We start from the raw sequence: 20,875 nt of genomic DNA on the forward strand, positions 1-20,875 counted from the left end.
CTTGCGCCCATTGTGCAATATTCCCCACTGCTGCCTCCCGTAGGAGTCTGGACCGTGTCTCAGTTCCAGTGTGGCTGATCATCCTCTCAGACCAGCTAGGGATCGTCGCCTTGGTGAGCCCTTACCTCACCAACTAGCTAATCCCACCTAGGCATATCCTGACGCGAGAGGCCCGAAGGTCCCCCTCTTTGGCCCGTAGGCATCATGCGGTATTAGCCATCGTTTCCAATGGTTATCCCCCACATCAGGGCAATTTCCTAGGCATTACTCACCCGTCCGCCGCTCGACGCCGTTATCGTTCCCCGAAGGTTCAGATAACTCGTTTCCGCTCGACTTGCATGTGTTAGGCCTGCCGCCAGCGTTCAATCTGAGCCATGATCAAACTCTTCAATTTAAGATTTTGTCGGCTCAATGAATACTGAACATTACATAAAGTAATGTTTGAATTGACTGTGCTGAATCCTAAGATTCAATGGTCACTTCGTATCATTGAAACCTAATTTGATACCGAGGTATCTAATTGGATCATCATCAACGAGTGCCCACACAGATTGATAGGTCTATATTGTTAAAGAGCTTGCTTCGTAAGCTTTGCTACCGAAGCGGAGGCGTATTCTAAGGAATTAATTTTCAGTGTCAAACACTTTTTCAAATTAATTTTTAGAAGCTTTTCTTTCGCCTCATTGCCAACTGCTTTTGCGTTTCCGCTTTGCCCTGACAACGGAGGCGCATTATAGGGAGATGATTTTTCTTGGCAACCCTTTTTTAGAAAAAAACTTTAAAAAAAACGTCGAGTGATGAAATCTCACTCAAACGCTTATTTTTAACACTTAGTTGTTAACTTAACGTAGCAAATAGGCAATCAATATGTGTCAATCCAAGACTCTTCAAAGCTTGTGATATCAAGATCCAGTGACTTCGCCGCTTCGATTTGCTCAATTGCCTCTAATTCTTTATTTACACTGCTCATCGTTAATGTGTTGTTGTCTAACTCAAACACCTGACTTTGAGTCGTATAGTAGAACTTAAGTATCGTCAGCGCTTTTACATCGTGCTCAGCAGAAGCGGCTTTAATGCTTTTCAGTTTGCGAAAGATCTTGTTCTGCAACTGCTTGAGTTTCCAGACATACAACACTTCTTCCATATAAGGGCGTGTTTTGAATTGGTTCAGCAAAGACAGTGAAGTAGCTAAGGCAAGCACAACACCAATTAAGTTCCAATGAAAGTTCCCCGTCGACTGTTCAGGTACTACATCTGTATTACCGAACAAAACAATCAACAAGGTACTAAAGGCAAGAGAGGAGATGGCGAGCAACGCAACAAAACCGCCAATCACAAGGTTTACTTTCTTTTTATAAATGTCTTTATTTATCTGTTTGATTTCCATATACCGCTCCTAACAGGTTACCTCTATTTTAACCAGCGCACTCCGCACGACAATCGAAGCTTTGTAAGTAAGTTCACATTTGCTATTAAACTCGCATCCCTTCCCTGCTTGGGTATATACTTCCGCGCATTCACTCTTCCTATATAGAGGCTAAATTCATGCGCTCTTTTGTTTTACGAGCTCGCGCGGCGCCAACCACCAGCAAAGCACTGTTAGAAGGTGTTGGTAATGAAGCGCATACAGAGATTCTTGCTCATACCATGATGAACACTATGTTCGTTGCTCAATCACACCGTGAAGATGTGGTTGTTCACTTGGTTTTGGAAAGCACAAAAGACTTCTCACGCACCATTACTATTCGCTCCAACGACATCACCAACATTGGCGGCTTCCATGAGTCAACCTTGATTGCAGCAGTGGCTCGCGCTTTGGATGCTTCGGTTGGTATGGGTAAAGAGCAACTTCGTGAAGTCGAACCTGGTATTACCGTTCGTACAGTGAGCTTTGAACGCCTAGTACAAGAGCTGGCAGAAGATCACCAACTATATATGTTGGATAAGAAAGGCGAATTTGTTCGTGATGCAGAAATTGGTGAAAATCCATGTTTCTTGCTAACTGACCATATACCGATGCCGAAAAAGTCTTTTAACAGCTTAAAGCGCCTTGGCACAGAGAAGATCAGCTTAGGTCCTAAGATGCTTTTCGCTTCTCAGTGTGTGGTATTGATCCACAATGAGTTGGACATACGCGAATTCTAGTTATTCGCGCACACGTTGCTAGGTAATGAAAGAGGACTCCATTGAGTCCTCTTTTTTGTTTCTATAGGGATGCTAAGTTTACTTACCACCAATGCTCAAACGAGCAAAACGAACGTCTGGCGAGAAGAAAGTTCGGCTATCGTTAATTAACTGAGTATCACCCACTGCCTCAACTTCTTGCAGCATCTTGTAGAAGTTACCCGCTACCGTGATCCCACGAACTGGTTGAACGCGCTCTCCATCACGGCACAAGAAGCCACTCGCACCAAATGAGAAATCACCACTCACTGCATCCGCACCAGAATGGACACCTTGAAGCTCGACTAACTCTAGGTACTCACCCGCTTTTACTTCTGACGCACTGCTGTTGCCTGTCGCAATCACTTTGTGATTCGCTGATACGTCTAGGCTCGATTTTGCACCGCGAGCGGCACTTGCTGTCGAGACTGCGCCCAAGTAACTTGCGGTCTGGCTGTTGTGTAGCAAGGTTTTCAACTCACCATTAGCAATCATGACATTATCTTGAGTAGCGAAGCCTTCACTATCAAAACTCGCGATTGCCATACCATTTGGCATGTAAGCCGTATCAGTAAAGGTAATTAAATCACTCGCAACACGTTGACCAAGCTTGTCACCCAGTGGCGTAATGCCTTTCATCGCGCTTACGCCAGAGAAAGCACTGCCGAAAGCACCGAATAAACTTGCTAGCGCATTAATGTGGAAAATAGCAGGGTAGTTACCTGTCGCAACCGGAGCACCTTCCAGAAGATCGCGAGCAAGGTTGTAGCCACCCTCGATACAGTAAGCTGGATTCAACTCATCAAAACGGCGACCCAGTGACATTCTACCCGCCATTGACTGTTTGCCGTCTTTTTCAAACAAGGTATACGCGTAACAAGTGAACGAGCGCTCGAAGTGTTGACACAATGTGCCTTGAGTATTGGCAATGATCAGTTGTGTTTCGCCATCGCTGTAACCATTGTAAGGTGCGCTAGAGGCGTGAGGCAGAGCCACTACGCCTTGCTCAAGAGCGAGAGACAGTTCGATTTTTTCGTCAACAGAAGTTGTATCTTCTTGCGCAATCTCAGCAACATCAGTCGCGATTTGGCTGTTCACGCAACTAATTGTCTGATGTTCATCTTGCTTGGAAAAGCGAGCGCTTTGCAGTGCGTTGGTCAGCATCAAATCCAAGCTTGGTTGCTCTAACGACTCAGAATAGCTTGTTGCAACACGCGCATCTTTCACAACACGAACACCCAGAACTTGGCTTGAGCTTACTTTGTACTCATCCAGCTTTCCTTGGTTCGCTTTCAAAGAAAAGCTACTGTTACGGTTTACAATGACGTCCGCTTCTGCACCTTGGCGTTTTGCTTCTGATAGGACGTAATCAACCGCATTAAGAAGTTGTTGTTCTTGGCTCATTAGTTACCGCCTCCTACCAGAATGTTATCTACTTTCAGCGTTGGCTGACCGACAGTTGTTGGTACTGAACCACTCACGGAACCACACATGCCCGGCGCAAGCGCCATGTCTTTGCCGACCATGCTGATTTCTTTCAACACTTTTGGACCCGTGCTGATCAGCGTTGCTGTTTTCAGAGGCTTGGTGATTTTGCCATTTTCAATGAGGTAGGCTTCACGAACAGCAAAGTTAAACTCCCCCGTACCCGGTTGAACAGAGCCACCGCCCATCTTCTTCGCATAGATACCACGTTCGATGCCTGCCAGCATGTCATTAAGTGAATGCTCGCCCTCTTCGATAAAGGTGTTACGCATGCGCGAGGTTGGTGCGAACTTGTAGTTTTGACGACGACCAGAACCCGTAGGTTCGTAACCTGTCTTCATGCCACCCATTTTATCGACCATAAAGCTGGTTAGCTTACCGTCTTTGATCAATTGGGTACGCTGAGTCTTCATGCCTTCGTCATCAACATGAATCGAGCCCCATTCGTTGGTCATGGTGCCATCATCGACTGCGTTCACCGCGGTGTGAGCAACCATTTCGCCCATCTTGTCGTGGAATACTGAAGCTTTCTTCGCAACTGAAGTGGTTTCTAGCAAGTGACCACACGCTTCGTGGAAGATTACGCCGCCAAAGCCGTTACCAATTACCACTGGCATTTCACCCGATGGACAAGCATCCGCGCCAAGTTTTACCAACGCTTGTTGCGCGATAGTTTGACCTAGCTCTTTGGCATCAAGCTGTTCACTGAATTCCCAACCAGCAAGAGCGCCAGGACCTTCCATACCAGAAGACTGCTCATTACCTTTTTGAGCGACGGTATTACCAGCAACTCGGATGTAATGACGAGTATCGTCAACGTGTAGACCTTCTGAGTTGAAGATAGACACTTGTTGTTCACGCTGAAGCACGCTGCCAATAAACTGGCTGATATGCTCACTCTCAGCACGTGCGGCTTGGTCAACTTTCAATAGAAACGCGATTTTTGAATCTAGGTTAGCATCCTTACTTAGTGGCATGCGGCAACCATGTTGGATTGGGTAGCGGTTCAAATTCAAAGAACCCGCTGACGCGATTTGCTCACGCTTGTCTTTTGCAGCAAGCAGCGAGGTTACGCGCTTTAGTTCGGCTTCATCTGTGCTGTTGGTGTAACCGTAAAGCACCTTATGACCGAAAAAAAGACGAATACCGATACCAAAATCGATACCCGAGTTAACCTTATCCACTTCACCAGATGCGATCTGGACAGTGTTGGTTTGGTGATGTTCAACGAATAGTTCAGCGAAATCAGCCCCCAAAAAGAGCGCATGATCGATCACTGACTTCGCTGTTACAGAATTAAGCATGAAGTCTCCTTGCTCGATGATCGTCTTAGCCATCCTAATTAACTGTGAAAAAGTTCAACAAAGTTAAATTGGCAACACGTTAAATTTTAACAGTTTTTTAACCTTGTTTTGTGCTAATCCTTGCTTAACGAGACCACGATTATTTATTAAATATTCCAGGTTCTGCTCATTCACCAGAGCGTTGCACTAGTAAATTCCACCCAGCAAACCATTTAGGTGCTTACTTTATCACTCACCTCGCATAATTGAATACTCATTATAATTACGCTCAAAAAACGTATCCCTTCCGCAATGGTCCTGCTATCATCCGAACGAAATAGTCGGGGGGCCACACGACAAGTGTTGGCTGAGATCGAAATTCGAGACCCGTTGAACCTGATTCAGTTAGCACTGACGTAGGGAACTATGCACACTTTGCCTTTCGTCGCCCCTCTTAGGTAAGCGATAGCGATCGAAAAATCGATCTATCTGCAACGGTCAAAGTCAGTTCCTATACGTCTTGTAGTAGGAGCGACCATGACGCAGCAATCACAACCTCATTCACATCACACGCCAGCCTTGCCTACCCCTATCGTATTGACCATCGCGGGCTCAGACAGTGGTGGCGGTGCAGGTATTCAAGCCGACATCAAAGCGATGTCCGCAACCGGCAGTTTTGCTTGCTCGGTAATCACGGCGATTACTTCGCAAAATACCCAAGGCGTTTCTGCGATTTTCCCCATTCCTCTCGACCATGTAGAGAGCCAACTTGATGCAGTATTTACCGACCTCAACATCGTTGCAGTCAAAGTGGGCATGCTGGCCGATTCCAACATCATCAAAGTCGTTGCAGACAAAATTAAGCAATACCAGCCAAAACACCTCGTGATTGACCCTGTAATGGTGGCCACCAGCGGCGATCTATTACTGGAACAGTCGGCAATCAGTACTTTAAAAGAAGAATTGATTCCGCTCGCAGACATCATTACCCCTAACCTACCCGAAGGCGCAGCATTGACGGGTAAGCCAATGCCTCAGTCTGAATCTGAAATGAACGATATGATTACCGACCTTCGCGCGCTTGGCGCCAAAGCTATTCTGCTCAAAGGCGGTCACCTTGAAGAAAATGAAAACAGCAACGATCTGCTTATCATGCAAGACAGTGCCGAGTTAATTAGCGCCAAGCGATTTCCAACCAAAAACACCCATGGCACAGGCTGTACACTTTCTTCCGCCATTGCGTCTTATCTTGGCCAAGGCAACAACCTACACAAAGCGGTGCACCTGGGTAAGCAGTACATCAGCCAAGCTATCGCACACGCTGATGAATTGGATGTAGGTAAAGGCCATGGCCCTGTGAACCACTTTTTTGCGGGTCATACTTATGTTCGCTAACGCGATTGGCATTCAGCTTTCCGATGCTAGCCTGCGATACAAAGATAGCCAAACACCGACTTTAGCAGGAATGAACATGACCATTCCCGTCGGTAAATGGACGGTATTACTCGGACGAAGTGGCTGCGGGAAAACCACAATATTGCGTTACTTAGCTGGCCTACTGGATGACCAAGTTGACTGGCATGGCGAACTCATCACAACCGATGGCGCTGCACTGCATGACCGTATCGCTTACATGGCTCAACAGGATTTATTGCTACCGTGGTTGAATGTGTTAGACAACGTCTGCCTCAGTTCTCGATTTTCTCAAGAGCAAGCACCAGAGCAAAATAGACAACGTGCACTGACTTTACTAAGCCAAGTGGGACTCGCCGATTACGCGGATGCTAAGCCAACTCAGCTCTCTGGCGGCATGAGACAACGTGTTGCCCTTGCTCGTACTCTGATGCAAGACAAGCCTCTGGTTCTGATGGATGAGCCCTTCTCTGCGCTGGACGCGGTTACTCGCCATAAGTTGCAAACCTTGTCTGCCGAATTATTGAAAAATAAGACGGTTGTTCTGATTACCCACGATCCACAAGAAGCGGTGCGATTAGCGCACCAACTCTATGTGTTGCAAGGCACACCTGCGCAAGCTCAGCACTTGGTCGTTCCAGACTCCAAGCCGCCACGAGTTCTCGATGGAGAGTGCGCCGCGCTTCAACAAGCGATTTTGGATCAATTGGAGAAAGACTATGAGTGATATGACTCAGTACAACTCCGTTTCGGCACGTATTAGTAAAAAAGAACGCGTGACCCATCCGGCTCTGCGCTTAGTTATCAGCACAGCGGTGATCTTGGGATTGTGGCAGTTGGTCGTGGTGATATTCGACATGCCAAACTTCATCTTACCTTCACCAATTGAAGTGCTGGATAGATTGGTCACTCGTTACGATGTCCTGCTCAAACATACTTGGGTTACCGCGCAAGAGATCTTATTTGGCTTGGCGCTTGGATTATCGATGGGTTTGCTGTTCGCATTGCAAATGCTGATGTTTGAGCCGCTGAAGCGTTGGTTACTGCCTATTCTGATTGCTAGCCAAGCGATCCCTGTGTTCGCCATCGCGCCAGTGCTCATGCTTTGGCTGGGTTACGGTATTGCATCGAAAGTCGTCATGGCAGCGATCATCATCTTTTTCCCCGTCACGACATGTTGCTATGACGGCTTACGCAATACACCAACAGGTTACCTCGATCTTGCCAAGACCATGGGCGCGTCGAAATGGCAGCTACTTCGTCATATTCAATTGCCAGCCGCGCTACCAACGTTAGCTTCAGGTATTCGTGTTGCCGTCGTTATTGCGCCAATTGGAGCAGTGGTCGGTGAGTGGGTAGGTTCAAGTGAAGGCTTGGGTTATCTGATGCTCCAAGCTAACGCTCGCATGATCATTGACGAGATGTTTGCGGCGCTGTTTATCCTCGCCGTGCTGTCTATCTCACTCTACTTCATCACCGATAAATTATTGAAAAAAGCCATCCCTTGGGAAAGCAAGTAATTACAGAAAATAACCAAAGAAAATTGGGAAAGAAAAGGAAGAACCCCGTGAATAAAAACAAACTTGTGAGCGCTGCTGCTCTACTCGCTTCAGTGGTATCAACCAACGTGCTTGCAGCTGAAAAAGAGATGACACTGATGTTGGATTGGTTCGTCAATCCAAACCATGGTCCTATCGTGATTGCCAAAGAGCGCGGTTACTTCAAAGAACAAGGTTTGAAGGTCAACATTCAAGAGCCTGCAGATCCAAGTACGCCACCTAAGTTGGTCGCTGCTGGCAAGGTCGACATGGCGATTTCATACCAACCGAGCCTAACTATCGATGTCGCGGCTGGTTTGCCACTAATCCGCTCTGCGACTTTGATTGCTACGCCACTCAACACGCTGATGGTGTTGGACAACGGTAAGAATGAAAACCTTGGCGACTTAAAAGGTAAGAAGATCGGTATTGCGATCGCAGGCAACGAAGAAGCGACAATCGGCACCATGCTTGCGCAAGAGAACGTGAAGTTTTCTGACGTACAAATCATCAACGTAGGTTGGGCGCTGTCTTCGTCTCTTGCATCTGGCAAAGTGGATGCGATTTGGGGCGGTCTACGTAACTTCGAAACCAACCAACTGGCACTAGAAGGTTATAAAGCTAAAGCCTTCTTCCCTGAAGAACACGGAGTACCAGCGTATGACGAGTTAGTCTTCGTAGCCAATGCAAAAACCTACGACAAAGAAGCCATCAAGGCATTCAACAAAGCACTAGAGCAAGCGACCACTTACATCGTTAACCATCCAAAAGAGTCGTGGAAAGAGTTTGTGGCTTATTCACCAGACACACTCAACAACGAGCTTAACCAACACGCTTGGAACGACACGCTAACTCGTTTCGCTCTTCGTCCATCTGCAGTGGATCTGAAACGCTACGATGATTATGCCGAATTCATGTATTCACAAAAAATCATCGAAACACTGCCAAAAGCGAAAGATTACGTACCGAGCTTTGACTAATTCTACTGACCTTAGGATCTAAGCCTAGGGTCTTTTGATAACGAGATACCCATAATGAAATACCAAGATTTGATCGACGCTTGCCGCCAAGATTGGCAAGAATACACTGAGCATGCTTTCGTGCAGCAATTGGCGAAAGGCACTCTGGCTCAGCCTTGTTTTCTGCATTACCTAAAGCAGGATTTTCTTTTCCTAAAACAGTACGCACGAGCTTACGCATTAGCGATCTACAAAGCACGTACTTTGGATGACATGCGCCGTGCCCTACCAAGCGTACATGCATTGCTCGATTCTGAAATCGCCCATCACGTGACTTACTGTGAGCAATGGGGACTGACGGAATCCGACTTAGAAAATGAGCCAGAAGACTTCGGCACGGTAGCTTATACCCGTTACGTATTAGATGCTGGCATGACCGGCGATCTTGTTGATCTTTACGCAGCACTTGCTCCTTGCTCTATCGGTTATGCCGTTATCGGTAAGATGCTGATTGAAGATGAAAAGACAGTAATCGAAGGCAACCCATACGCAAGTTGGATCAAACTCTACGGTGGTGAAGAGTTCCAATCTGGTGTCGCAAAAGGTACAGAACACTTTAACCAGTTATTGGCGGAAATCGACATCAATAGCCAGCGTGGTCAAAACCTGATTCAGGTATTCAAAACCGCAACGCGTATGGAAGTGGCATTCTGGCAACAAGGTCTGAACGCTCAGTAAGATTAATCGGAGAGTCTCATGTTAATTGAACAAATCACCCAAGCATTAACCGCAGTACGCCAGCAAAAGCCGTTAGTCGTCAACATCACTAACTACGTGGTGATGAATAACACAGCAAACGCACTATTAGCGATCGGCGCTTCTCCAATCATGGCGCACTCCAAACAAGAGATGGCAGAGATGATGTCGTTCGCTGGCGCACTGATTATCAACATCGGTACCCTAGACAGCGTTTGGACACCGCGCATGAGCTATGCCGTAGAGCAAGCCAATTCCAATGGTAAAATCGTTGTACTCGACCCTGTCGGTTGCGGAGCAAGCTCACTACGTACCGAGACATCACGTGAGATCGCACGCCTTGCAAACAAGCTGATCATTCGTGGTAACGCCTCAGAAATCATTGCACTCGCTGGCGAGCAAGCACAAAGCAAAGGCGTCGATGCGTTAGACAGCAGCGACGCAGCACTTGGCGCAGCCAACTTCTTAGTCGCAGAGTATGGTGCAAGTGTAGTGATTTCTGGCGAGACTGATTACATCGTCACGAAAGAGCAAACCGTCCAGTTGAATAATGGTCACGAGATGATGCCTTACGTAACCGGAATGGGCTGTACACTAACGGCACTGACGGGTGCTTTCGCTGCTGTTGGTGATGATACCGGCCTTGCTGCAGCGGCGGTACTGGGCGTTGTTGGCGAGATTGCAGCGGAACAAGCTCGCGGCCCAGGTAGCCTGCAAATGAACCTGTTGGATGAGCTTTACCAGTTGGATGAAGAAACGCTGGCAAAACGCTTAAAGCTGCAAGTGAGCTAAGCTTTTCTCTAACAAATACCGGCCTCTCATTCCATCTAGGAGAGAGGCCCAAAGGAAACACAATGAACGCCTATCGTTTGTATTTGGTCACCGACGACCAACAAGATTTACCCACTCTCAAACACGTTGTAAGAATGGCGGTAGAAGGTGGCGTGACCATGGTGCAGGTACGCGAAAAGCACGGTGATGTACGTGCGTTTATCGAACGTGCTCAAGCCGTGAAAGACATCCTTAAAGATACCAATGTGCCTTTGATCATCAATGACCGCGTTGATGTTGCACTGGCAGTTGATGCCGATGGGGTTCACCTCGGGCAATCAGACATGCCCGCAACTATCGCTCGTGAGTTGATTGGACCAAACAAAATCCTCGGCTTATCCATCGAAAATGAAGAGCAGCTTGCAGAAGCGGACTCTCTTCCGATTGATTACATCGGCTTGAGCGCAATCTTCGCGACGCCGACCAAAACCAACACCAAGAAGTTCTGGGGTATTGATGGCTTGAAGATGGCGTTAGAGACGACTTCACTGCCGATTGTTGCCATTGGCGGCATTAACGAAAGTAACATTCCGCAACTCAGCGCCACTGGTGTTCATGGCTTAGCTTTGGTTTCAGCGATTTTCCACGCAGAAGATCCAAAAGCCGCATCGGAATATTTATTAGGGTTGATGAGCTAACCTTGCTCACGCCTGAACAAAGCGCTTATGGATGAGCGCGTTTGCCTTTCAGTACTTTCAACAACCTCTCCTTTCACAACGAAGAGCTGCAATGTCACTTTCACGCTCGAATTGACAGAGCGTTGATAAGTTTTTCACGCCAGATAACGTAAGATAAGCCCCTTATTTTCACGTGGTTGAATAACCCTCAATAAAAACAAAACGCTCTCAATGAAAACCAAAAAATATGGATTGATGATGCTCGCCTTGTTTGTTCTTGGCATCATCCCAATGTCGCTGTTTGGCTCTTATCACAATCTCACTTCACAGGTGCCGGAAAGTCTGGGGATTACTTTTACTTTGCTCACAGATTCTGCTGGTAGCAAAGGCTTTTTAATTACGTTAACACTGCTACTGCTTTCTTTATTTCGCTTTAAACCAAGTCGCATTGAGTGGATACAAAAACTCTCAATGTTAGGGTTGTTACTGGTGATTGGTTTTGCCAGCAAAACGGGGCTAAAACTGATGACAGAAAGCCCGCGTCCCTACACGGAATTGCTCGCAGCAGAACAATTGATTGAGCACCCAGACGCGTTTTATCAGTTGGATACAAAGCAGCAAGCCAACGTAATTAACCAGATTTCTGAACACGTCAGTGATTGGCGAACGCGCCATTGGCAAGGCGAGAAAGACTATTCTTTCCCATCCGGCCATACGATTTTCGTTTCGATTTGTTTGGCTTTCTTTGGCGGGTTGTTCTTACAGAACAAGTGCTATATCTCTGCACTGTCATTATGGATGTGGGGAATGAGCGTCGCATATAGCCGCTTATGGCTGGGGATGCATCGCCCTGAAGATTTAATAGGCTCAGTCTTGTTTGTCGCGATTGTATTTACTTTACTCCCGACATTTCAAATTAAGAAACAGATGCCATTTGTTTCTCTCGCTTCGCGCTAATGTGAACGATTACTAGATAAAAAAGAAGCCAGCGATTCGCTGGCTTCTTGCTTTAAAACGCTACTTTTTTCTAACCATTTCTTGGTGGTTCAAACGCTGTTAGTTCTAATTCTGGGCCAGTGTATTTTTCAATACGAACCAGCGCCGAGTTCGCCGCACAGCCGTTTGCAAGTCGAGAGGTCGGAATATCCAACGTTAACACGTTACAACCGCCGTTCTTACAAATGCCGGTTTTCGGATCCAGATCCGGCCAGCCGCCTTCATGAATACACACTGAACCTTGCTTGATTCGGTCAGTCACTTCTGCACCAACCAATACTTGGCCACGATTGTTAAACGCACGAACTAGATCGCCCGTTTTAATACCACGCGCTTTCGCATCTTCAGGGTGAATCCAAATAGGTTCACGGTTTGCAATTGCGTACTCTTCGCGAATCTTCGCGTAGTTGAATTGGCTGTGTAGACGATGCGCTGCGTGAGCGGTCATTAGCTGCAACTCGCCATCTTTCGCAGTACCCGTGTACTCGGTTGGTGCCATCCACGTTGGATGTGGAGGACAGTCTTCCAACTGATAACCTTCAATGGTTTTCGAGAAGATTTCGATCTTACCACTTGGTGTACCGAGTGGATTCATGATCGGGTCTTCACGGAAATCTGCGTAACGAACAAACTGTGCGTTCTTCTCGTTCCACTTCATCTCGATCAGTTGGTTATCTTCCCAGAACTTGCTGAAGTTCGGCATTGCTACGCGAGAGCCACGGCCACCTTGTTGCGCCGCCTTGTAGAAGCCGTACAGCCATTCCATTTCAGTTTTGCCTTCGGTGTATACGTCACGGCCACCCGGAGCTAGCATCTCGGCCATGTCCGCGAATACATCGAAGTCATTACGCGCTTCACCTTGCGGCTCAACCACTTGCTTCATTGGCACCAAGTGTTGGTTACTGTAGTCACCCGTCATCGTTAAGTCGTTACGCTCGAACGATGTGGTGATTGGCAGAACAATGTCCGCGTGCTTCGCAGCCGCCGTCCAGTAAGGCTCTGAAATCACGATCAGCTCAGGCTTTTGCCACGCTTTGATCAGACGGTTGGTGTCTTGGTGGTGAGTAAAGTTCGCACCACCTGCCCACCAAATCATCTTGATGTCCGGGAACGTCAGTTCATGACCGTTATGATGGTAGGATTGACCTGGGTTTTCCAACGCCTCGACAATACGCGCCACAGGGAAGCTTTGCACCGCGCCAGACACCGCCCAGTCGTTCCCCGCAGAAGAGCCGCCACCCAGCGATGCCGAAATCGCAGGAAGTACGCCAGCATCACGAGCAGGGTTACCACCGTTTGAGTAGTGGTAAGAGAAACCAAAACCACCGCCCGGTAAACCGATTTGACCCAACATTGTTGCCAGTGTAACCAGCATCCAGTGACGCTGCTCACCGTATTGTTGGCGCTGCATGCCCCAACCAGCCATCAGCATGGTGCGGTTTTTACTGAAGATGTCAGCCAGTAGCTCAAGTTGCTTCGCAGGTACGCCACAGATTTGTGATGCCCATTCTGCTGATTTTTCTACGCCGTCTTCTTCGCCCATCAGGTACGCTTCAAACTTGTCGTAACCTGCGGTGTATTTATCGAGGAAGGCTTTATCGTGCTTACCTTGTTTCACTAAGGTGTGTGCGATACCCATCATCATTGCCACGTCGGTCATTGGGTGAGGAGCAATCCACTCCGCATTCTCGCCAAAGAACTCGATGGTTTCAGAACGAATTGGGTCAATCGCAATGATCGTCTTGCCTGATTTTTTCAATTGATGGAAGAATTCAAGACCAGCACAGTCTGTTGAGCTCCACGCGATTTTTAGGGTGTTGATTGGGTTTAAGCCCCAAAGCACAACCACATCACTGTGCTCTAGTACCACTGGGTACGTGGTTTGTTGCTCGTACACTTCGATAGAGCCCACAACGTGCGGCATGATGATCTGCGCAGCACCCGTTGAGTAGTCACCCAAGTGGCCTGAATAACCGCCCGCCATGCTCATGTAACGTTGCAGCAAGGTTTGTGCTTTGTGCAGCACGCCACTTGAACGCCAGCCGTAAGAACCAGCAAACACAGAAGCCGGGCTATATTCTTTGCGAATTCGCATGTGCTGTTCGTGGATCAGCTTGTAAGCCTCATCCCAAGACACACGCACAAACTCATCACTACCGCGCACACCTTCTGGCGACGATGGGTTTGCCAAGTAACCTTTGCGAACCATTGGGTACTTAACACGCGCTTTAGTGTGCACTTGGTCAGGACCGGTGCTTTGTAGGCTGTTTGGTACCGTTTGTGGCAATGCGTTCGTGGTTGAAACCAGCTTACCGTCTTGCACTTCACACAGCATTGGGCCCATGCGGCCCGCCGTTAGAATGCCTTTGCCGCGAGCATTAGAAGAAGCAACAGACATAGGTGCAAATGAAGTGAATGCCATTGCACCAGCCGCCATACCAGTGCCTTTTAGAAATCCGCGACGGGTCATATTAGTCATAATCTTATCCTTCTATTTATCGTTAGTGACCAACCACATCTTTCGCGTGGTGCTGGAAGAACTTGGTTAGAATTTCTAGGTTCTCGGCTGAAATATCAGTTCGATCACCCATACTTTTCGCTACCGGTCCCCATGCATTCACTGTGAAGTGATTTGAAGGAATTTTCGCGTGACAAGTTGCACAGTAAACGTTGTCCAACTCTTCTGCGTATGACCATACTGGTTCAAGCGTGTCAACAACTGGAGAATCAATAGCGCCAGTTAGAGAAACCGCGCGCCATTCGTTGCCGTAAACATCTGCCTCAAATTCACCAGTTTCAAGCGCTTGTTGGCCTTGCTCTGTTAGCGTTGCAACGATGGCACGTTGACCTTCTCCCATGTAAAGCACTTGCTCTGCGCCTTTCATTTGGAATGCGTTCAACTTAACAGTGCGGTTGTCGCCTTCAGAGCTGATTACTTCCAACTTCGTCGTTGGGTTAATTTTACCCATCTCACCCATTGCGATTTCAGTCACAGGGTAAACAACCTTGGCATTAGGTGATGTTTTTGTGGTGAAGCTCATCAACGTTTCAAATGCCTTGCTGTCTAGCTCTGCTTCTGGTGCAAAGTGCGCCACACCTTTATGACAATCGATACACGTTTGATCGTTTGCTTTCGCGTAAGCGTGCATCTTCGCCGCATCACGTGATTGCTCAAACTCTTCCATTGCATCGAAATCATGACACGAACGACACGTCGCTGAATCATTTTCACGGAACTGAGCCCATACCGTTTCAGCCATATCTTTACGATGTGCTTCATATTTCTCTGGCGTATCGATCTTACCTGTCACAAATTCATGGTAGATGTCTTTCGACGCGCGAATTTTGGTGATCAGGTAATCCATTGGTTCTTGAGGAATATGACAGTCAGAACATTCCGCGCGAATGCCTTTCGCATTACTGAAGTGCACTGAGCCTTGGTACTCTTTGTAAGGGGTTTCCATAGAGTGGCACGAGAGACAAAATTCAGTATCTGAGGTGTAATGCATTACTGCCGCACTCCCCCCCAAAGTTAACCAGCCCACACCAATGCCGGCAGCAACCAGCAGTGCAACATATCGTTTTTTTATTGACATAATTAGCAACACTTCCAAATAAAATGTAATTATAGGTCGCAAATTACTACTTTATGGGTAGTCCTCTCTTGATCCACATCATTTCCGTGTTGCTCTGTATGCCTCAAGTATGAAATTTTGTTATTTGCATCTCAAAGATGAATATATTGCAATAATCCATTACCCAGCCAACTATTCACCACATAAATCACTTTTATGAATGCAACTATTTGATTAAATAGATAAGAGGATGAGAGACTGAATCTCCACATTGATGCAGTAAGGACACGCATGTCAGTTTACATCGAGACGCACAGAAGCCAATTAAGACCCACCAAAGCCAGTGACTGGGAACTCTTTCAACGATTACTCTCCGAACAAGAGGTTATTGCGCTCTGTTTCGATCGTCCCAGCGAAACAGAAATAAGAGAAAAATTTGCTTCGCGATTATTACCATGGACCCCAAATTGCCAGCATTGGCTTTGCCTTGTAATACTCGATAAGCAATCTGAACAACCCATCGGCATCACTGGCTTTGCTATTGAAAACGGTAAGGCTGAGGTAGGTTACTTACTTTTGCCGGAATTTCATGGCCAACAGTTTGGAACAGAAACTCTTCAAGCGCTTCTATACTGGGCAACCTCGACACATAACATCAACCACTTTTCCGCGACGGTCACTGAAGGCAATATTGCATCAGAGCGTGTCCTGATAAAATGTGGTTTCGAACTCATTGAGGTCATTCCAGACGCATACCAAATTGGTGGCAAACCCTACGCCGATAAAATCTACTCACTACATAAATAAGGACGTATTTTGAATAAAGTAGTCATCATTACCGGCGCAAGCCGAGGCATTGGAGCCGCAGCGGCAAAAAAGCTGGCCGAGCAAGGCTATCGCGTTTGCGTTAATTACCGCACTCAGCAAGAGGCCGCCGACCAAGTTGTGGCAGAAATACAAGCAAACGGTGGAAAAGCGATTGCCATCGCCCCAGACGTAGCCGATGAGAAGCAAGTGCTCTCCTTGTTTGATGAAACAGAACGTGAATTTGGTGCAGTGACGCACTTGGTCAACAACGTTGGCATCCTATTTACTCAATCGCCTTTGTCAGAAATCAGCTTGGAACGCTTTCAGAAAGTAATGAACACCAATGTGAATAGCTGTTTTCTCTGCTGTCGAGAAGCGGCGAGGCGATTCAGTGCAGGCGGTGCAATTGTGAATGTCTCCTCTGGAGCGTCGCGCTCAGGCGCGCCATTTGAGTATGTCGATTACGCCACATCAAAAGGCGCGATGGATACCTTAACTAAAGGGCTCTCGCTAGAGTTGGCAGAGCGCAATATTCGCGTCAATGGCGTTCGACCTGGTTTCATTTACACTGATATGCATGCCGACGGCGGAGAACCAAACCGAGTAGATAGACTCAGCCCTCAAATTCCTCTTAAACGCGGTGGCACGGTAGAAGAAGTGGCAAATGCGATCGCTTGGCTATTAAGTGACGAAGCCTCTTATATCACAGGATCATTTATCGATATTGCAGGGGGCAGATAGAATGCAAGTCCATATCCGACAAGCGATTCCCGATGATTTAGACGAAATTTTTCAGCTTAATTTTCAAATTAATTTACTGCATTTTGCGAATGCGCCAGAAGCCTTTGTTGCGCCATCAGAAGCTGACCGTGAATTTCTTGCACAAGCACTAGAGAACAAAGAGCGACTCTTTTTGATTGCCGAACGCGAACAGCAAATTCTCGGCTTCTTAACCGCGATGATCACCCAAAACGACACCGTCAGTTTTCTGATCAAAGACCCAATTTGTCGCGTGGGAACAATTGTTGTCGATGAAGCGCAAAAGCAGCAAGGAATCGGCCGCCAACTGCTCCTAGCCTGTGAGCAATGGGCGCGCGACGCCAATGCCACACAAATTCGATTGGAAGTGATGGAATTCAATCAGCCAGCACAGCGCTTTTACGATAATCAAGGTTTTAAAACTAACTCACGCATTATGCTGAAACATTTGTAACGATAACGACAATTAAGCGCTTTTCACGACTAAACCCACCTAAATCGTATTTATCGATGCAATTTACCCCCTAATTTTAGAAAAAGACGATATGATGTGCGGATAAGGAGATTCGAACATGATTTATCTTTTCGATTGGGGGAACACCTTGATGGTAGATTTCCCTGAGGCACAAGGAAAAATGTGCGATTGGGAACACGTAGAAGCAGTTCCTCAAGCCAGAGAAACACTGGCAATACTTTCCCAAAATCATCCCATCTACATTGCGACCAGTGCATCTGATTCCAACATGGAAGAGGTTCAGCGTGCATTTGTTCGCGTCGACTTAGACCAATACTTAAATGGCTATTTTTGTTTTGCCAACCTCGGCATCGCTAAAAACCAACCTGAGTTTTATCTCGCCATCGCAAAACAGTTAGGGGTTAACGTGAGTGGAATAACCATGGTTGGCGATTTACCTCACAAAGATATTTACCCTGCGATGAAAGCGGGCGTAAACACAATTTGGTTTAACCCAACGGGCGCTGATGCACCAGCCGAAGCCATTCCTAACCAAATTCGTTGTTTATCTGAGCTTATCCCCTAACCGTTACTAACCTGCACTAATCAAGGAAGATGAATGCAAATCAGATCCATCAAGGTGAGCGATATCGCGCGCTTCACCGCGCTGTGGAATCGAGTGTACTCCGAAGGGGAATTTTTGATTTCTCCTGCACCCGATAACGCAACGCTTCGCAGAATCCTGCAACGTGTGGAAAACGAGTCCATCCCTCAGTTTGTCGCGTTTGACCGCCAAAAACTTATCGGTAGTGTTGAAATCTACCCAGCTGAGATGTGCGGTTACGAAAGAGAGCAACGCCTTCGCGTCGGTATTCTTGGTATTCACATCGACAAAAACTACCGAGGCAAAGGATTGGGGCGAAAACTGTTGGCTGTCGCGATCGCACGTGGTTGGGAATTTGGTTACGACCAAATCGCACTCTACGTATACAAAACCAACACACCAGCGATTGCTTTGTATGAACGGTTTGGATTTGAACATCAGGGGGAACTTGGGGAAGTGACCTTGCCAAATGGTAAAGTCTTGATGAGTCAAAAAATGATATTGTATAAAGCGCAAAGCCGTTCGAAAAGCCCAGATTTGTAGACTCACGATAACCGTTGTTCGCAACACTTATTCGGGGTTAACACCCTTGCGTCACATGCCCTCGAACAATTGAATCGTTAGAGGCTTGATTCACGTAGTAGAAATAGCATGCCTCTTCTGCCAGTGTGTAACCTTGCGGCCAAATGTACACCACGCGATCAACACCCGATTTATCTAAGAACTGATAATCAGGAATAGCGACAAAATGAGCACTGTTTGGGTGCTGCTGACCGATGATGCAAAAATCACTGCCTTTGCACGGCACGTCAATTTTCGAATAACCTCTGGCTGGTAGATCGATTTCTAACAAAGCTCGAATACTATCGGCACTCGCTTCTGGCATGCCTTTGCGTGTTTTGACATGTCGGTCAATGTAGTGAACGTGCTCTTGGCCGTAAGCGTTATCAATCACTGATTGAGCATGAAAGAATTTGAGAGCCGTACCCAAAGAAGACTGAGAACTGTGCAGCATCGCAGCGTATGCTTGGCGATGAATATCGAGTAATACTGGTAAAGCAGCTAATGCGATGAAAGCCAAAGTGGTAAGCACTATGGTGATTTCCATCAGCGTAAATCCCTTTGATTTCACGTTTCTTATCTCAACTAGCCCAAGACAATAGCCCCACATCCATGTGAGACCGAGCCAATATATCGCCAATTTCTTACGATTAAAGGCTTAAGGGGTAAGAAGAGACAAACACCACTCAAACTTGAGAACAGCAGCCAAAGAGCAGTGTAACAAAACGACGCTATGTGTCAGATATTAGACGGTTTTTTACTCTCTAGTTACTGAGTAAAGGCACATTATTTCGCACCAGACCACGACGAACATTCGTGCACATTTTGCCAAAACGACGAATCTCATCGAACTGCGGAACAATGCCGCGCTCCATGGCTGACTCCCAATAAGTGACTTCTGAATCGACCATTTCCAACAATTTCTTCGGACAGCCAATGCACTGCCCTTCTGGTCCACATACAAACGTTTCTGGTTCATAAATTGGTAGTTCCGCTTTTACTTGCTCGATGATGCTACGCATGGCGGTCATTCGATCTGGCTTTACCTTCATCATTCTGCTCCACGGATTAAGATGAAGCAGATTGTACCCACTGGTACGAAAATGTCCCTACCCAATTTAGGTATATTCTGTTTGAATCGATTTCTTTATCGTCAGATCCGGCTTTTTAACCACCAAATACATCGCCGTAGCTGCCAGTACGAAACCAGAAATCCCCATCCAATCAAATGACTCTCCAAACGCGAGCCAAGCCTGAATCGCCGTCGTTGGCGGCACCAGGTAGAATACAGAAGCTACGCTCGATGCAGCACCGTTCTTAACCATGTACAACAGCAGTAGAATAGCTACACAAGAGAGCACGACGACCAACCACAACACAGTCAAAATAAACTCCAGTTCCCACTGCACTTGCATGGTTTCAAACTGCATCGCAACGGGCAGAAACATGACGAGAGCGGCCAAATATTGCACCGTCGCACCACCCACCATATCCACTTGTTGGCAATGTTTTTTCTGATAAAGCGTCCCTAGCGTGATACCAACCAAAGCCAACAAACACAAACCAATGGCCAACACTTTATGCTGCTCGGATTGCCACTCCATTTTGCCCATCAACACCATAGCGATACCGACAAAACCAAGAGCCAAACCCAACCATTGCGAGGGTTTAAATTCCTCACGAACAAACGCCACCAGCAAAGCCGCGGTTAAAATCGGTTGAATACCCACCAGCAACGAACTCAACCCAGCAGGCATACCCAAGGCGATAGCGAAATAAGTACCGCCCAGATAGAAACCGTGGATCAACGCACCAACTACACAGCTGTGCCAAAAATCTTTTCCTGTCGGCAACCTTCTACGCAATACCGCCACAAGAACCAAAAACAATAAGACATTGAATGCCATACGGATAGAAAGTAGTGTCGCTGGCTCGGCATATTGCAAACCAAAACGCGCACCAACGAATCCAGAAGCCCAAAGGATGACAAATACAAAAGGGATGGCTCGGATTAACATGATCGCCTCACTCACGCTTGTTTTATGTTTTGAGATACTGCTAATGTAATTAGGTA

The 20,875-nt window shown here is 47.0% G+C and carries 22 protein-coding genes, 1 rRNA gene and 1 riboswitch; of the genes, 14 read left to right on the forward strand and 9 right to left on the reverse strand.

Translation table 11 applies throughout. From position 1 onward, the window contains the following. Both R7P36_RS05450 and R7P36_RS05455 read right to left on the reverse strand, forming a co-directional pair. A 16S ribosomal RNA gene (locus tag R7P36_RS05450) occupies positions 1 to 394 on the reverse strand; the annotation flags it as partial. Between the two features lie 468 nt (positions 395 to 862). Next, positions 863 to 1,387, reverse strand: coding sequence for a DUF3087 domain-containing protein (locus R7P36_RS05455; protein WP_053304014.1), 525 nt, complete (start codon positions 1,385 to 1,387; stop codon positions 863 to 865). Positions 1,388 to 1,545: 158 nt separating this feature from the next. On the opposite strand from R7P36_RS05455, the gene trmY reads away from it, so the two are divergent. Further along, on the forward strand, positions 1,546 to 2,145 hold the full coding sequence (gene trmY, locus R7P36_RS05460; RefSeq protein ID WP_017634347.1) for a tRNA (pseudouridine(54)-N(1))-methyltransferase TrmY: 600 nt from the start codon (positions 1,546 to 1,548) through the stop codon (positions 2,143 to 2,145). A gap of 78 nt (positions 2,146 to 2,223) precedes the next feature. Here trmY and R7P36_RS05465 read toward each other — a convergent pair whose 3' ends face one another. Continuing rightward, complete coding sequence (locus tag R7P36_RS05465) at positions 2,224 to 3,567, reverse strand: TldD/PmbA family protein (RefSeq protein ID WP_053304013.1); 1,344 nt, start codon at positions 3,565 to 3,567, stop codon at positions 2,224 to 2,226. Continuing rightward, complete coding sequence (locus R7P36_RS05470; protein WP_170889897.1) at positions 3,567 to 4,952, reverse strand: TldD/PmbA family protein; 1,386 nt, start codon at positions 4,950 to 4,952, stop codon at positions 3,567 to 3,569. Before R7P36_RS05470 ends, R7P36_RS05465 begins: the two co-directional genes overlap by 1 nt. Before the next feature lie 311 nt (positions 4,953 to 5,263). Next, a riboswitch (TPP riboswitch) is annotated at positions 5,264 to 5,371 on the forward strand. 97 nt (positions 5,372 to 5,468) lie between these two features. Between R7P36_RS05470 and thiD the strand changes: the two genes are divergently transcribed. The 8 genes from thiD to R7P36_RS05510 all read left to right on the forward strand — a co-directional run bounded on the left by thiD (position 5,469) and on the right by R7P36_RS05510 (position 12,002). Beyond that, entirely contained in the window at positions 5,469 to 6,326 is an 858-nt protein-coding gene (gene thiD, locus R7P36_RS05475; protein WP_005383329.1) for a bifunctional hydroxymethylpyrimidine kinase/phosphomethylpyrimidine kinase, read from the forward strand. Further along, positions 6,316 to 7,071 carry an ABC transporter ATP-binding protein gene (locus tag R7P36_RS05480; RefSeq protein ID WP_213900026.1) on the forward strand — a complete coding sequence of 252 codons (756 nt, stop codon included), beginning with the start codon at positions 6,316 to 6,318 and terminating at the stop codon, positions 7,069 to 7,071. Before thiD ends, R7P36_RS05480 begins: the two co-directional genes overlap by 11 nt. Beyond that, positions 7,064 to 7,864, forward strand: a complete 801-nt coding sequence (locus R7P36_RS05485) for an ABC transporter permease (protein ID WP_213886347.1) — start codon at positions 7,064 to 7,066, stop codon at positions 7,862 to 7,864. The genes R7P36_RS05480 and R7P36_RS05485 overlap by 8 nt, the downstream gene beginning before the upstream one ends. 47 nt (positions 7,865 to 7,911) lie before the next feature. After that, a complete protein-coding gene (locus tag R7P36_RS05490; RefSeq protein WP_213900025.1) occupies positions 7,912 to 8,862 on the forward strand; it encodes an ABC transporter substrate-binding protein in 951 nt (316 codons plus the stop codon). A 54-nt stretch (positions 8,863 to 8,916) separates the two neighbouring features. Beyond that, the gene (gene tenA, locus R7P36_RS05495) at positions 8,917 to 9,579 is read left to right on the forward strand and encodes a thiaminase II (protein ID WP_124008241.1); all 663 of its coding nucleotides are present in this window, start codon (positions 8,917 to 8,919) and stop codon (positions 9,577 to 9,579) included. A gap of 18 nt (positions 9,580 to 9,597) precedes the next feature. Then, positions 9,598 to 10,389 carry a hydroxyethylthiazole kinase gene (thiM, locus tag R7P36_RS05500; RefSeq protein WP_213900024.1) on the forward strand — a complete coding sequence of 264 codons (792 nt, stop codon included), beginning with the start codon at positions 9,598 to 9,600 and terminating at the stop codon, positions 10,387 to 10,389. Between the two features lie 62 nt (positions 10,390 to 10,451). After that, entirely contained in the window at positions 10,452 to 11,066 is a 615-nt protein-coding gene (thiE, locus tag R7P36_RS05505) for a thiamine phosphate synthase (protein WP_213900023.1), read from the forward strand. A 210-nt stretch (positions 11,067 to 11,276) separates the two neighbouring features. Beyond that, a complete protein-coding gene (locus R7P36_RS05510; protein ID WP_005374297.1) occupies positions 11,277 to 12,002 on the forward strand; it encodes a phosphatase PAP2 family protein in 726 nt (241 codons plus the stop codon). 70 nt (positions 12,003 to 12,072) lie between these two features. Here the strand turns inward: R7P36_RS05510 and R7P36_RS05515 are convergent, their stop codons facing one another. Then, positions 12,073 to 14,520 (reverse strand): trimethylamine-N-oxide reductase 2, encoded by a 2,448-nt coding sequence (locus R7P36_RS05515; protein WP_213900022.1) that lies wholly within the window; start codon positions 14,518 to 14,520, stop codon positions 12,073 to 12,075. A 22-nt stretch (positions 14,521 to 14,542) separates the two neighbouring features. Continuing rightward, positions 14,543 to 15,637, reverse strand: a complete 1,095-nt coding sequence (locus R7P36_RS05520) for a NapC/NirT family cytochrome c (RefSeq protein WP_005374302.1) — start codon at positions 15,635 to 15,637, stop codon at positions 14,543 to 14,545. A gap of 270 nt (positions 15,638 to 15,907) precedes the next feature. Here R7P36_RS05520 and R7P36_RS05525 point away from each other — a divergent pair, with 270 nt between their 5' ends. The 5 genes from R7P36_RS05525 to R7P36_RS05545 all read left to right on the forward strand — a co-directional run bounded on the left by R7P36_RS05525 (position 15,908) and on the right by R7P36_RS05545 (position 18,783). Then, on the forward strand, positions 15,908 to 16,423 hold the full coding sequence (locus R7P36_RS05525; protein WP_213900021.1) for a GNAT family N-acetyltransferase: 516 nt from the start codon (positions 15,908 to 15,910) through the stop codon (positions 16,421 to 16,423). A gap of 9 nt (positions 16,424 to 16,432) precedes the next feature. After that, positions 16,433 to 17,164 (forward strand): glucose 1-dehydrogenase, encoded by a 732-nt coding sequence (locus tag R7P36_RS05530; protein WP_318122056.1) that lies wholly within the window; start codon positions 16,433 to 16,435, stop codon positions 17,162 to 17,164. A gap of 1 nt (position 17,165) precedes the next feature. Further along, on the forward strand, positions 17,166 to 17,636 hold the full coding sequence (locus R7P36_RS05535; protein ID WP_213900020.1) for a GNAT family N-acetyltransferase: 471 nt from the start codon (positions 17,166 to 17,168) through the stop codon (positions 17,634 to 17,636). 118 nt (positions 17,637 to 17,754) lie between these two features. Beyond that, entirely contained in the window at positions 17,755 to 18,222 is a 468-nt protein-coding gene (locus R7P36_RS05540; RefSeq protein ID WP_025768769.1) for an HAD family hydrolase, read from the forward strand. A 33-nt stretch (positions 18,223 to 18,255) separates the two neighbouring features. Continuing rightward, a complete protein-coding gene (locus R7P36_RS05545; protein WP_054575248.1) occupies positions 18,256 to 18,783 on the forward strand; it encodes a GNAT family N-acetyltransferase in 528 nt (175 codons plus the stop codon). A gap of 37 nt (positions 18,784 to 18,820) precedes the next feature. On the opposite strand, the gene R7P36_RS05550 is transcribed toward R7P36_RS05545, so the two are convergent. The 3 genes from R7P36_RS05550 to R7P36_RS05560 form a co-directional block, all read right to left on the reverse strand. After that, entirely contained in the window at positions 18,821 to 19,411 is a 591-nt protein-coding gene (locus R7P36_RS05550) for a type II secretion system protein (RefSeq protein WP_225455765.1), read from the reverse strand. A 154-nt stretch (positions 19,412 to 19,565) separates the two neighbouring features. Next, positions 19,566 to 19,853 carry a hypothetical protein gene (locus R7P36_RS05555; protein ID WP_005374318.1) on the reverse strand — a complete coding sequence of 96 codons (288 nt, stop codon included), beginning with the start codon at positions 19,851 to 19,853 and terminating at the stop codon, positions 19,566 to 19,568. Positions 19,854 to 19,919: 66 nt separating this feature from the next. Further along, positions 19,920 to 20,819 carry a DMT family transporter gene (locus tag R7P36_RS05560; RefSeq protein ID WP_213900019.1) on the reverse strand — a complete coding sequence of 300 codons (900 nt, stop codon included), beginning with the start codon at positions 20,817 to 20,819 and terminating at the stop codon, positions 19,920 to 19,922. Between the last annotated feature and the right edge of the window lie 56 nt (positions 20,820 to 20,875).

The organism is Vibrio sp. 397 (assembly GCF_033339395.1).
GTDB lineage: Bacteria > Pseudomonadota > Gammaproteobacteria > Enterobacterales > Vibrionaceae > Vibrio > Vibrio alginolyticus.